Origin of the sequence: Serratia sp. JSRIV006 (assembly GCF_019968685.1) — a bacterium.
GTDB classification, from domain to species: Bacteria; Pseudomonadota; Gammaproteobacteria; order Enterobacterales; family Enterobacteriaceae; genus Chania; species Chania fonticola_B.
The window spans coordinates 5,491,653-5,504,737 of the sequence record NZ_CP074137.1 but is presented as its reverse complement, the minus strand read 5'-3'; the positions used below and the strand labels follow the sequence as shown (position 1 = coordinate 5,504,737).

12 protein-coding genes are annotated in these 13,085 nt (G+C 56.2%); 10 read left to right on the top strand and 2 right to left on the bottom strand.

All coding sequences use genetic code 11. The features are described from left to right. Positions 1-3 precede the first annotated feature (3 nt). The 3 genes from ytfR to yjfF are packed head-to-tail and all read left to right on the top strand — an operon-like array spanning position 4 to position 3,526. Positions 4-1,518, top strand: a complete 1,515-nt coding sequence (ytfR, locus tag KGP16_RS25465; RefSeq protein ID WP_223500525.1) for a galactofuranose ABC transporter, ATP-binding protein YtfR — start codon at positions 4-6, stop codon at positions 1,516-1,518. 17 nt (positions 1,519-1,535) lie between these two features. After that, positions 1,536-2,537: a galactofuranose ABC transporter, ATP-binding protein YtfT gene (gene ytfT / locus KGP16_RS25460; protein WP_037376499.1), complete on the top strand. Its 1,002-nt coding sequence runs from the start codon at positions 1,536-1,538 to the stop codon at positions 2,535-2,537. After that, complete coding sequence (gene yjfF / locus KGP16_RS25455; RefSeq protein WP_037376500.1) at positions 2,534-3,526, top strand: galactofuranose ABC transporter, permease protein YjfF; 993 nt, start codon at positions 2,534-2,536, stop codon at positions 3,524-3,526. The genes ytfT and yjfF overlap by 4 nt, the downstream gene beginning before the upstream one ends. Positions 3,527-3,530: 4 nt before the next feature. Here the strand turns inward: yjfF and hdfR are convergent, their stop codons facing one another. Then, positions 3,531-4,358: an HTH-type transcriptional regulator HdfR gene (hdfR, locus tag KGP16_RS25450; RefSeq protein WP_021807365.1), complete on the bottom strand. Its 828-nt coding sequence runs from the start codon at positions 4,356-4,358 to the stop codon at positions 3,531-3,533. 119 nt (positions 4,359-4,477) lie between these two features. Here hdfR and KGP16_RS25445 point away from each other — a divergent pair, with 119 nt between their 5' ends. Beyond that, complete coding sequence (locus KGP16_RS25445; RefSeq protein ID WP_021181829.1) at positions 4,478-4,816, top strand: DUF413 domain-containing protein; 339 nt, start codon at positions 4,478-4,480, stop codon at positions 4,814-4,816. Positions 4,817-4,844: 28 nt separating this feature from the next. Here the strand turns inward: KGP16_RS25445 and KGP16_RS25440 are convergent, their stop codons facing one another. Next, positions 4,845-6,368 carry a YifB family Mg chelatase-like AAA ATPase gene (locus KGP16_RS25440; protein ID WP_094982438.1) on the bottom strand — a complete coding sequence of 508 codons (1,524 nt, stop codon included), beginning with the start codon at positions 6,366-6,368 and terminating at the stop codon, positions 4,845-4,847. 343 nt (positions 6,369-6,711) lie between these two features. Between KGP16_RS25440 and KGP16_RS25435 the strand changes: the two genes are divergently transcribed. The 6 genes from KGP16_RS25435 (at position 6,712) to ilvD (ending at position 13,084) form a co-directional block, all read left to right on the top strand. After that, positions 6,712-7,944: an MFS transporter gene (locus KGP16_RS25435; protein ID WP_021807367.1), complete on the top strand. Its 1,233-nt coding sequence runs from the start codon at positions 6,712-6,714 to the stop codon at positions 7,942-7,944. Positions 7,945-8,077: 133 nt separating this feature from the next. Then, positions 8,078-8,176: an ilv operon leader peptide gene (ilvL, locus tag KGP16_RS25430; RefSeq protein WP_071681478.1), complete on the top strand. Its 99-nt coding sequence runs from the start codon at positions 8,078-8,080 to the stop codon at positions 8,174-8,176. A 141-nt stretch (positions 8,177-8,317) separates the two neighbouring features. After that, positions 8,318-9,964: an acetolactate synthase 2 catalytic subunit gene (gene ilvG / locus KGP16_RS25425; protein WP_218520155.1), complete on the top strand. Its 1,647-nt coding sequence runs from the start codon at positions 8,318-8,320 to the stop codon at positions 9,962-9,964. Next, positions 9,961-10,218, top strand: a complete 258-nt coding sequence (ilvM, locus tag KGP16_RS25420; protein ID WP_021181824.1) for an acetolactate synthase 2 small subunit — start codon at positions 9,961-9,963, stop codon at positions 10,216-10,218. The genes ilvG and ilvM overlap by 4 nt, the downstream gene beginning before the upstream one ends. Positions 10,219-10,239: 21 nt before the next feature. Further along, a complete protein-coding gene (ilvE, locus tag KGP16_RS25415) occupies positions 10,240-11,166 on the top strand; it encodes a branched-chain-amino-acid transaminase (RefSeq protein ID WP_021181823.1) in 927 nt (308 codons plus the stop codon). 67 nt (positions 11,167-11,233) lie between these two features. Further along, positions 11,234-13,084 (top strand): dihydroxy-acid dehydratase, encoded by a 1,851-nt coding sequence (gene ilvD, locus KGP16_RS25410; protein WP_021181822.1) that lies wholly within the window; start codon positions 11,234-11,236, stop codon positions 13,082-13,084. Position 13,085 lies beyond the last annotated feature (1 nt).

Here is a 13,085-nt window from a genome sequence, read left to right as displayed (position 1 = left end):
ATAATGGCCACACCTCAGGCAGCATTATTGGCAATAAGCGGGTTATCCGTGGAGTTTCCAGGTGTAAAAGCGCTGGATCAGGTTGATTTCACACTACAACGCGGTGAGGTGGTGGCGCTTCTTGGGGAAAACGGCGCGGGTAAGTCCACGCTGATTAAGGCATTAACCGGTGTTTACCAACGCTCCGCCGGTGAGGTCTGGCTAGAAGGCACCGCGATTGCGCCACAGAATACGGCCCAGGCGCAATCGTTGGGGATTGGCACCGTCTATCAGGAAGTTAACCTGCTGCCTAATATCTCGGTGGCCGCCAATCTGTTTATCGGACGCGAACCCACCCGCTTTGGCCTAATCGATCAAAAAACCCTGTTGCGTAATGCCCGTAAGCTGCTGGAAGGGTATGGATTACCGCTGGATGTCAGCCAGCCGCTGGGTAACTACTCTATCGCCATTCAGCAAATTGTCGCGATTGCTCGCGCCGTCGATCTCTCCGCCAAGGTGCTTATCCTAGATGAACCCACCGCCAGCCTGGATGCCAAGGAAGTCACCATGCTGCTGGATATTCTTAGCCAGCTGCGATCTCAGGGAATGGGGATGATCTTCGTCACCCATTTTCTCGAACAGGTTTACCGCATCAGCGATCGTATTACTGTGTTGCGTAACGGCAAGCTGGTCGGGACCCGTGTCACCGCCGAGTTGCCACGGCTCGAGTTGGTACAGATGATGCTTGGCCACAGTTTTGATGAGACGTTGCTCAAACGCAGCGAACATCAGGCCGTGCAGGCTCCGCCGTTAGTGGAGTTTAGCGGTTATGGCCGACGCGGCATGGTTGAGCCCTTTGATCTGGCGATCCGGCCTGGAGAAATAGTTGGTCTGGCTGGTTTATTGGGATCGGGGCGTACTGAGACGGCACAACTGATCTTCGGCATTAAGGCTCGGGATAAAGGTACAGCGAAGGTTGAGGGCAAAATGGTGGCGATCCCTACCCCCCGTAAAGCGGCCAGCCTGGGATTTGGCTATTGCCCAGAAGATCGTAAGACCGACGGTATTGTCGGCGCGGCCACGGTAAGGGAAAACATCATTCTGGCATTGCAGGCGCAGCGTGGCTGGTTACGGCCTATCCCTTTGCGTGAGCAAACCCGAATTGCGGAGGATTTCATCAAACTGCTGGGGATCCGCACACCGGGGCTGGAGCAGCAAATCCAGTACCTTTCCGGCGGTAACCAGCAGAAGGTGCTGCTTTCCCGCTGGCTGGCGACTAAACCCCGTTTCCTGATCCTGGATGAGCCAACCCGTGGCATTGACGTAGGAGCCCATGCGGAAATTATCCGCCTGATTGAACGGCTCTGTGATGAAGGGTTGGCGCTGCTGGTGATCTCCTCCGAACTGGAGGAGCTGGCAGGCTATGCCGATCGCATCGTGGTATTACGCGATAGAAAACATGTGGCGCAGCTTGAGCATGATGCCATTACGGTTCCCGCCATTATGCAGGCCATTGCCGTGCAACAGGGGGCAGCATGAACCACAGGAGTTTTCCCATGACCGGTGGACCGCGCAAAGTAAGGTGGGTAATGCCCGCCGGAGCGACGCAGCTGGGGGCGCTGGCGGTGATTTTGCTTATCGATAGCCTGGTCGCCCCCCATTTCTTTTCAATTCATATCCAGGATGGCCGCCTGTTCGGCAGCGTGATTGATATTTTTAATCGCGGTGCCCCCGTTGCGCTGCTTGCCTTGGGTATGACGCTAGTGATCGCTACCGGTGGGATCGATCTCTCCGTCGGTGCGGTGATGGCGATTGCCGGGGCGACCGCTGCCACCATGACTAGCGCTGGCTACCCATTAGCTTACATCCTGGGGGCCGCATTAGCGGTTGGGGCACTGTGTGGCCTGTGGAACGGTTTCCTGGTGGCGGTGCTGCAAATCCAGCCGATCGTCGCCACCTTGATGCTGATGGTGGCCGGGCGCGGTATCGCGCAGTTGATTACCGAAGGGCAAATCGTCACCTTTGAAAGTGAAGGATTAGCCAAGCTCGGCAGTGGTTCGCTGATGTATCTGCCGATGCCGGTGATCATTGCTGCCATCATGCTGCTGCTGATTTGGTTACTGACACGCAAAACCGCTTTGGGGCTGTTTATTGAGGCGGTCGGTATCAATTTGCGCTCGGCACGTAATGCTGGCGTCAGTACTCGCTGGGTGATTATTGCGGTGTATATCATTTGCGGCCTGTGCGCGGCGGTGGCAGGGGTTATCGTCACGGCGGATATCCGTGGTGCGGATGCCAACAATGCGGGCCTGTGGCTCGAACTGGATGCGATCCTGGCCGTGGTGATTGGTGGTGGGTCACTGCTGGGCGGGCGTTTTAATCTGTTGCTCTCGGTGGTGGGGGCGCTAATCATTCAGGGCATGAATACTGGAATTCTGCTTTCGGGCTATAAACCGGAGTTTAACCTGGTGTTGAAAGCGGTGGTGGTATTAGCCGTGTTGCTGGTGCAATCCCCCAGTGTGTCATTACAGCGGCTGTGGCGGAGACGGAAATCATGATGAAACGTAACCTTCCCCTATTGATCACTATCGCGGTTTTCCTGCTGGGCTATGCCTTTTGCCTTAGCCAATTCCCCAGCTTCGCTTCCACCCGCGTCTGGTGCGATCTGCTGACCGACAACGCCTTTCTCGGCATTGTGGCCGTGGGCATGACCTTTGTGATCCTTTCAGGGGGTATCGATCTTTCGGTGGGCTCAGTGATCGCCTTTACCGGCGTACTGCTGGCCAAGCTGATTGGCACTTATGGTATAGCTCCAGGTTATGCATTTGTCATTGCCTTGCTGATGGGGGCCTCGTTTGGTGCGCTGATGGGTTGGATCATTGACGTGCTGAAATTACCTGCATTTATCATCACGCTCGCGGGGATGTTCTTCGTGCGCGGCATGAGTTTTATCGTGTCAGAAGAGTCTTTGCCGATCGATCACCCGCTGTATGCCACGCTGGCAAACTATGCCTGGAAAGTCCCCGGTGGTGGCCGATTTACCTTATTGGCGCTGGTGATGCTGCTGGTTGTGGCGATTGGCATGATCCTGGCGCATCGCACCCGTTTTGGCCATAACGTCTATGCCATTGGCGGCAATCCGGTCTCCGCTGCCTTGATGGGGGTGCCGGTAAGGCGTACCACCATCCAGATTTACATGCTTTCCAGTACGCTGGCAGCCCTCTCTGGCATAATTTTCTCGCTATACACTTCCGCCGGTTACGCTCTAGCTGCCAGCGGTGTCGAACTGGATGCCATTGCGGCGGTCGTCATTGGGGGAACGTTGCTGACCGGTGGTGTCGGCACCATCTTGGGTACCCTGTTTGGCGTGCTGATCCAGGGCCTAATCCAGAGTTATATCACTTTCGATGGCTCGCTCAGCTCCTGGTGGACCAAAATCGTCATCGGCATCCTGCTGTTCTGCTTTATCGGCCTCCAGAAGGCGATGAGCGCCTTTTGGCAGACCAGACGGGCAAAACCCCGCCATCCACGCCTGAAGCCGTCATAGCGGCTCAGGTTGCGGTATTTAAAGGTATTTTCAGCAGTTGGCGGATTAACGGCTGCTGGTCGCTGTTTTGCAGCCAGACGGCATAAAGCGGGCGGATGATCGGCTGGGCGTCAGCAACGGCGATCAACTGAGGGTACTCTTTTTCCCACTGGCTGGGGAGAAATGCACAGCCACCGGTTGTTTCCAGCAATTGACGCGTCAGATGTGCCGAAGTGGTGGTCAACACGGGCATGCTGTCGCCCTCAAGCATGCGGGCTTCCTGTTGGTGAAAATCGGCACCCCATTCCAGTTTGATGTAAGGCATGGGGGCGGATTTATCGCGTAGCGATGAGGAAAACAGGCGTAGCGAGAAGTTACCCAACAGCTGGCTGGCCAGCTCATCCATCTTTGGCGGTTCGGTGGTGATTAGCAAATCGAGCTGTCTTTCATGTAGCTGTTTCACCAAAGAATGGCGCAGAGCCACCCTGGCTTCGAGCTGCAAGGCCTCCCGCTGCTGGTAGAGAGATTGCAGCCAGGGCGTGAGGTAAGCTTCCCATAGCGACGCGGTGGCGCCGATCGAAAGTTCGCTGTGCTGTAGCGATCGCACCACCTCTTTCTTTGCTAACTGCCAAGTGTTCATCAGGCTCTCGGCATAGGGCAACAGCCGCTCTCCTGCTGGTGTCAGGCGGATGTTGTTGCGGTGGCGGGTGAATAAATTCGCCCCTAATTGAGTTTCAAGCTGACGGATACGGAAACTCACCGCAGACTGCGTTAAGTACAGGGATTCCGCTGCGCGGCCAAAGTGTCGCGTTCTACTGACCTCCAAAAAGGTTTTCAGTAATTCGGTGTCCACACCAATCTCCAAAATTTTTTATCGTTAAGATTTAAATGTTTTGTTTTACACGATGTCAAGCCTATCTAATACTCCGCGCCATAAACAGCACGGCCATGAGAGAATTAGGAGCGTGTCAGATGGCGGATAGCTTCACCACCAACAGTCGTTTTTTTGATAATAAAAACTATCCTCGCGGGTTCTCCCGTCACGGCGATTTCACCATTAAAGAAGCGCAATTGCTAGAGCGTTTCGGGTATGCGTTCAACGAGTTGGATGCCGGCAAACGCCAGCCAGCCACTGAAGAAGAACAGTTGTTCGTTGCAGTGTGTCGCGGTGAGCGTGAACCGGTAACCGAGCAAGAAAAAGTATGGTCTAAATATCTGGCGCGCACCCGCCGCCCGAAAAAATTCCATACGTTGTCAGGTGGCAAGCCGCAGGCTGATGCGGTAGAAGACTACACTGAAAGCGACGATTGATCATCATGGGGCCATTCGGCCCCATTTTTTATTCCAGGCTGCGGTGTAACTGCAGCAGCAGGCGATCCATACTGCGATAGCTGAGCGCTTCGCTGAGATGGCGTTTATCAATCTGTTGTTCCCCCGTCAAATCGGCCAGTGTGCGTGCCACTTTCAGGATGCGATGCCAGGCTCGAACCGATAATCCCAGTTGGCTCAGCGTTCTTTCTAAAAACTCCGCTTCCGCTGCAGGTAAATGGCAATCCCGATCCACCTCGCGGTTACTCAACAGCGCATTCACTTTACCTGCACGTGCCAGCTGCCGCTCGCGCGCCACCAGCACCCTTTGACGTACCTGTTGGCTGCTTTCCCCCGCATGGCGCTGCTTGGCCAGTACGCCTGGTGGCAGCAGTGGCACCTCAATCGACAAATCAAATCGATCGAGGAAGGGGCCAGAGAGCCTGCCGAGGTAGCGCAAAATCTGCTGCGGTGGCGTGCGGTTGTGTATGCCCTGATAGTGTCCGGTTGGGCTGGGGTTCATCGCTGCAATCAGCTGCACCCTGGCTGGGAAGCGTACCTTGGCACTAGCGCGTGAGATGACGATTTCACCGGATTCCAGCGGCTCACGCAGCGCATCCAATACTCGCCGTTCAAATTCCGGTAACTCATCCAGAAATAGCACGCCGTTGTGCGCCATGGAGATTTCCCCTGGCCGTGGCAAGGAACCGCCTCCAACCAGGGCAGCCATCGAAGCGCTGTGATGCGGGGCACGAAACGGCCGCTGTCGCCATGGCAGGGTTTCATCAGGGTGATGCAATAAGCTGGCAACGGCCACGCTTTCCAACGCCTCCCGATCGCTTAACGGCGGCAGCAAACCGTTGAGGCGGCTGGCCAGCATGGTTTTTCCGGTGCCCGGAGGGCCAAGCAGCAATAGGTTGTGGCCCCCGGCCGCGGCAATTTCCAACGCTCGTTTTGCCTGCTCCTGGCCAATGACTTCCTGCAGGTCGGCAGTTTCCGTTGACGTGGCGGCCGCAGGGGGCGCTACGGCGATCGGCAGCTCACCCTTACCTTGCAAAAAAGCGCAAACCTCAAGCAAATGTTCCGCAACTCGGGTCGTGCTGTTGGGAAGCAACCCTGCCTCTTTGCCGTTGGCCGCTGCGAGGATCAGCTCACGTTTGGCCTCGGCAGCCGCTATTGCCGCCGGAATGGCGCCGTGCACCGCCCTCAATGCGCCAGAAAGCGCCAATTCACCCAGGAACTCATAGTGCGCCAACTTATCTGCTGGCAACTGTTCTGAGGCCGCCAGAATGGCCAGCGCAATGGGTAAATCATAGCGCCCCCCTTCCTTAGGCAAATCGGCGGGTGCCAGATTGACGGTGATGCGTTTGGCCGGAAAGGTGAAGCCGTTGTTGATCAGTGCGCTGCGCACCCGGTCACGGGCTTCTTTCACCGTGGTTTCCGGTAGACCGACCAGCGTGAGGCCGGGTAATCCGTTGCTGATATGGACTTCAACCATGACCGAAGGTGCCTGCACGCCGATCGTGGCACGGGTATAGATTACCGCCAGTGACATATTGCTCTCCTCGCTGAAGGCAACATGATGCGGGAACGGACCGATAGCTGCGCTCTATTCATCGTCAACTTGCGTAGTGCTACAAAATTAAAAGTAATTTATTTCATCAGGTTAGTGGTGTTTTTCGAGCCGGCACGCATTTCGCTGTAATACCCCTTAACAATTACCACAAGGTTGCAACAAATTAGCAAGCTAACCAAGTTGCAACAGCAGGGTTAATGGGTGTATTTAACAATTGGTTAAAATAAAAAATCACTTCATTAACAAAGCCCCGACCGCTACCGCACCCGCTGCGGCCGCCGCTAAACCTGATAACTTCATACTCTACGGTAGGGATAACACTATGTTCGGTTGGACTCCGCTGCAGCGCAATGCGGCAATTGCCAGCTTTTCAAGCTGGACGCTCGACGCTTTCGATTTCTTTGTGCTGGTCTTCCTGCTCAGCGATATAGCTCAGGCTTTTCAGGTGGGGATGGAAGAAGTCACCCTGGCGATCCTGCTGACGTTGGCGGTGCGCCCGATTGGCGCCCTGATCTTTGGCCGTGCGGCGGAAAAGTACGGCCGTAAACCAATCCTGATGTTGAATATCGTGTTTTTCTCGGTATTTGAGCTGTTGTCGGCGGCGGCTCCTTCTTTGACCGTCTTCCTGTTGCTGCGTGTGCTTTACGGCGTGGCGATGGGGGGCATCTGGGGCGTGGCCTCTTCGCTGGCGATGGAAAGCATCCCAGATCGTTCGCGCGGCCTGATGTCCGGTATCTTCCAGGCGGGGTATCCGTTTGGCTATCTGTTGGCGGCGGTGGCCTACGGCCTGCTGTTTGAAGTGGTCGGCTGGCGTGGCATGTTCGTGATCGGGGCCGCGCCAATCCTGTTGCTGCCGTTTATCTACTTCTGCGTGGAAGAGTCGCCGGTGTGGCTGGCGGCACGGGCTCGTAAAGAAAGCACCGCTCTGCTGCCAGTTCTGAAGAGCCATTGGAAGCTGTGTGTCTATCTGGTGCTGCTGATGGCGGCGTTTAATTTCTTCTCTCACGGCACCCAGGATATGTATCCGGCCTTCCTGAAAATTCAGCACGGTTTCGATCCTAAAACCGTCAGTATCATCGCCATTAGCTACAATATCGCGTCCATTATCGGCGGTATTTTCTTTGGTGCCCTGTCGGAAAAAATTGGCCGTAAGAAAGCCATTATTATTGCGGCCCTGCTGGCGTTACCGGTGATCCCGCTGTGGGCCTTCGCCAGCGGTTCGCTGATGCTGGGGCTGGGGGCGTTCATGATGCAATTCATGGTGCAGGGCGCGTGGGGTGTGATCCCAACCTACCTCAACGAACTGGTGCCAGCGAATACCCGCGCGGTGTTGCCGGGGTTTGTCTATCAGCTGGGTAATCTTATTGCCTCAGTGAACGCGACCTTGCAGGCCACGATTGCGGAACATCATGGGCAAAACTACGGCCTGGCGATGGCGATGATTGCCGGGACAGTGGCGATCGTGATCGCGGTGCTGGTGTATTTCGGCAAGGATACGCGCGGCAAAGCGATTGCGGTGGAAAGTAAAGCGCCCGGTGCTGGTGTTAGCGTTTGAATTTCATGCACTTTGTTGCAGCTTTGACCCGGCAGCGCCGAATAATAACGCAAAAAAAGTGTTGTCAGGTTACCGGCTGCTATGGTAACTCTGTAGGCATTAGTTCGAAACGAGCACAGTGAACAACCCAATTATGAAAGCCCTAGCCCAAGTGATTAGCCTAGTCGTGATTAGCGTGGTGGTGATTATTATCCCACCGTGCGGGGCTGCACTTGGACGAAGAAAGGCTTAGAAAACAAGCCGGAATCGCAAGATAACCCCCGCACCCAAAAGGTCCGGGGGTTTTTTTATGCCAAGAAAATATGAACAAGGAGCAGAGAATGACCAATAGAATAAAATCCTGCACTTCCCGCAACAAGGCGGGGAAATAACCATGAATGGTGCTCAGTGGGTAGTTCAAGCGTTGCGTGCGCAGGGGGTAGACAAGGTATTCGGCTATCCCGGTGGTGCGATCATGCCGGTCTACGATGCGTTGTATGACGGCGGAGTTGAACATCTGCTGTGTCGTCATGAGCAGGGTGCGGCGATTGCGGCCATTGGCTATGCTCGTTCCAGCGGCAAAGTTGGCGTCTGTATCGCCACCTCTGGCCCCGGCGCGACCAACCTGATCACCGGGTTGGCGGATGCGCTGCTGGACTCGGTGCCAGTGGTTGCGATCACCGGTCAGGTAGGCTCTGCGCTTATCGGTACCGATGCTTTTCAGGAGATCGATGTTCTTGGCCTGTCTCTGGCCTGTACCAAACACAGTTTCCTGGTGGAGTCGCTGGAAGCGCTGCCAGGGATCATGGCAGAGGCTTTTGCCATCGCCACCAGCGGCCGCCCAGGCCCGGTACTGATCGACATCCCGAAAGACATCCAACTGGCGCAGGGCGATTTGCCTCCTCATCTGATGCCGGTAGAAGACCAGTTTGAACATCCTACGGCGGAGCTGGCTATGGCCACGCAGTTGCTGGCACAGGCGCAGAAGCCAATGCTGTACGTGGGCGGTGGCGTGGGGATGGCGCAGGCAGTCCCGGCATTACGGGAATTTGTCGAGCTGACGCAGATCCCAACCGTGGCGACCTTGAAAGGCTTGGGCGCACCGGATGCCAACCATCCGTATTATCTCGGCATGTTGGGTATGCATGGCACCAAAGCTGCCAACTTCGCCGTGCAGGAGTGTGATTTATTGATAGCCGTGGGCGCGCGTTTTGACGATCGGGTGACCGGCAAGCTGAACGCCTTTGCGCCGCAGGCCAAGGTGATCCACATGGATATCGACCCGGCGGAAATGAGCAAGCTGCGTCAGGCGCATGTGGCCCTGCAAGGGGATCTGAGAACCCTGCTGCCAGCGCTGCAACAGCCGATGCAGATCACCCCTTGGCTGCAACGAGTGGCCGAACTGAAAGAAACCCACCCTTGGCGTTACGACCACCCGGGCCAACCGATCTATGCGCCGTTGCTGCTCAAGCAACTGTCTGAACGCAAACCGGCCAATACCGTGGTGACCACCGACGTGGGCCAGCACCAGATGTGGACCGCGCAGCACATGAGCTTTGAACGCCCAGAGAACTTCATCACCTCCAGCGGGTTGGGGACGATGGGCTTCGGTATCCCCGCAGCGGTAGGTGCGCAGATGGCACGCCCGGAGGATATGGTGATCTGCGTGTCCGGAGATGGTTCCTTCATGATGAACGTGCAGGAGCTGGGTACCATCAAACGCAAACAGTTACCGCTGAAAATCGTGTTACTGGATAACCAGCGTTTAGGGATGGTTCGTCAGTGGCAGCAACTGTTCTTTGATGGCCGTTACAGCGAAACCAACCTCTCCGATAACCCCGATTTCCTGATATTGGCCAGCGCTTTCGGCATCCCCGGCCAACGTATTACCCGCAAAGACCAGGTCGCAGACGCGCTCGATACCTTGCTTAACAGCGAAGGGCCTTATCTGCTGCAGGTTTCCATTGATGAACTCGAGAACGTCTGGCCGCTGGTGCCGCCGGGCGCAGGCAACGAAACCATGTTGGAGAAAGTATCATGATGCAGCATCAACTCTCGATCCAGGCCCGCTTCCGCCCTGAAATGTTAGAGCGCGTATTGCGCGTTGTTCGTCACCGTGGCTTCCAGGTCTGTGCTATGAATATGGCTTCGGGCAGCAATAGCGACGATATAAATATTGAATTGACCGTTGCCAGCCAGCGCCCTGTGGATTTACTGTCATCTCAGTTGAGCAAACTGATGGATGTCTCCAGCGTTGAGATCCAGCAACAATCATCACAACAAATACGCGCCTGATTGCGCAAAAGGAACAGAACAATGACGAAGAAAGCCGATTATATTTGGTTCAATGGTGAGATGGTTCCTTGGGCCGATGCCAAGGTTCACGTAATGTCGCATGCGCTGCACTACGGAACGTCGGTATTTGAAGGGGTTCGCTGCTACGACTCCCATAAAGGCCCGGTGGTATTCCGCCACCGTGAACATATGCAGCGTCTGCATGACTCGGCAAAAATTTACCGCATGCCGGTAACGCAAAGCGTCGATGAGCTGATGGAAGCCTGCCGTGCTACGCTGCGTAAAAACAATCTGGTCAGCGCGTATATTCGTCCTTTGGTGTTTGTTGGTGATGTTGGCATGGGCGTTAACCCACCGGCAGGCTATAAAACCGACGTGATTATCGCGGCGTTTCCTTGGGGCGCGTATCTGGGTGAAGAAGCGCTGGATCAAGGTATCGATGCGATGGTCTCTTCCTGGCACCGTGTAGCACCAAACACCATTCCTACCGCGGCGAAAGCCGGGGGCAACTACCTTTCCTCACTGCTGGTGGGCAGCGAAGCACGCCGCCACGGCTATCAGGAAGGTATCGCGCTAGACGTTCACGGCTATATCTCTGAAGGCGCAGGCGAGAACCTGTTTGAAGTGAAAGACGGCGTACTGTTTACTCCACCGTTCACCTCTTCTGCCCTGCCAGGTATCACGCGTGACGCGATCATCAAGCTGGCAAAAGACATGGGCTTCGAAGTGCGCGAGCAAGTGCTTTCCCGTGAGTCTCTGTATCTGGCGGACGAAGTGTTTATGTCCGGCACCGCGGCGGAAATCACGCCGGTGCGCAGCGTGGATGGCATTCAGGTAGGGATCGGCAAGTGCGGCCCAATTACCAAGCAGATCCAGCAGGCGTTCTTTGGCCTGTTCAGCGGCAAAACCGAAGACAAGTACGGCTGGTTGGATCCGGTAAACCAATAACGACAGACAACACTAAACGGATGGTTCGTTCGCCGTCCGTAAAATGACTATTTTTGGAGTGAAGAGCATGCCTAAGTACCGTTCCGCCACCACCACCCACGGCCGCAACATGGCGGGTGCCCGCGCATTATGGCGCGCGACCGGGATGACCGACGACGATTTCGGCAAACCGATTATTGCGGTGGTCAACTCCTTCACCCAGTTTGTGCCGGGCCATGTGCACCTGCGCGACCTGGGCAAGCTGGTTGCAGAACAGATCGAAGCCTCCGGCGGCGTCGCCAAAGAGTTCAACACCATTGCGGTGGATGATGGGATCGCCATGGGCCACGGCGGCATGCTCTATTCTCTGCCGTCGCGCGAGCTGATCGCCGACTCGGTGGAGTATATGGTGAATGCCCACTGCGCCGATGCGATGGTATGTATCTCCAACTGCGACAAGATCACCCCAGGGATGCTGATGGCGTCACTGCGCCTGAATATTCCGGTGATCTTCGTTTCCGGCGGCCCGATGGAAGCCGGTAAAACCAAGCTTTCCGACAAAATCATCAAGCTGGACCTGATCGATGCGATGATCCAGGGTGCCAACCCGAACGTCAGCGACGCCGACAGCGCGCAGATCGAGCGTTCCGCTTGCCCAACCTGCGGCTCGTGCTCCGGGATGTTTACCGCCAACTCCATGAACTGCCTGACCGAAGCGTTGGGCCTGTCTCAGCCGGGCAACGGTTCGCTGCTGGCGACCCACGCCGATCGTAAGGATCTGTTCCTGAACGCCGGTAAGCGCATCGTCGAACTGACCAAGCGTTACTACGAGCAGGACGATGAGAGTGCACTGCCACGCAGCATCGCCAACAAGGCCGCATTCGAAAATGCGATGACTCTGGACATCGCGATGGGGGGCTCCACCAATACCGTGTTGCACCTGTTGGCGGCAGCGCAGGAAGGTGAGATAGACTTCGCCATGGCGGATATCGATCGCCTGTCCCGCAAAGTGCCACACCTGTGCAAGGTGGCGCCAAGCACTCAGAAATACCACATGGAAGACGTACACCGTGCCGGTGGCGTACTTGCCATTCTTGGCGAGCTGGATCGCGCCGGGCTGATGAACCGCGATGTGGATAACATCCTGGGGATGAAGCTGCCAGAGACCCTGGAAAAGTACGACATCATGCTGACCCAGGATGAGGCCGTGAAGAAAATGTTCCGCGCAGGTCCGGCGGGCATCCGCACCACCCAGGCATTCTCACAGGACTGCCGTTGGGACACGCTGGACAACGATCGTGCCGATGGCTGTATCCGCTCCTTGGAAAACGCCTTCAGTCTGGAAGGGGGCTTGGCGGTGCTGTATGGCAACATGGCCGAAGACGGCAGCATCGTTAAAACCGCTGGCGTGGATAAAGACAACCTGACTTTCCGTGGGCCAGCCAAAGTTTATGAGAGCCAGGATACGGCCGTTGAGGCGATTCTTGGCGGTAAAGTGGTGGCCGGCGACGTAGTGGTGATCCGCTATGAAGGGCCAAAAGGCGGGCCGGGCATGCAGGAAATGCTCTACCCAACCACCTATCTGAAATCGATGGGGCTGGGCAAGGCCTGTGCGCTGATCACCGATGGTCGCTTCTCAGGCGGCACCTCCGGTTTATCCATTGGTCACGTTTCGCCGGAAGCGGCCAGCGGCGGCCTGATTGCGCTGGTGGAAGAAGGGGACATGATCGATATCGATATCCCGAAACGCAGCATGGTGCTGGATGTGCCGGAGAGCGTACTGGCTGCACGCCGTGAGGCGGAACTGGCACGCGGTGATGCGGCCTGGACACCGAAAGCGCGTGAGCGCCAGGTATCTTATGCGTTACGTGCTTACGCTACGCTGGCCACCAGTGCTGATAAAGGCGCAGTGCGGGACAAGAGCAAGCTGGGAGGCTAAC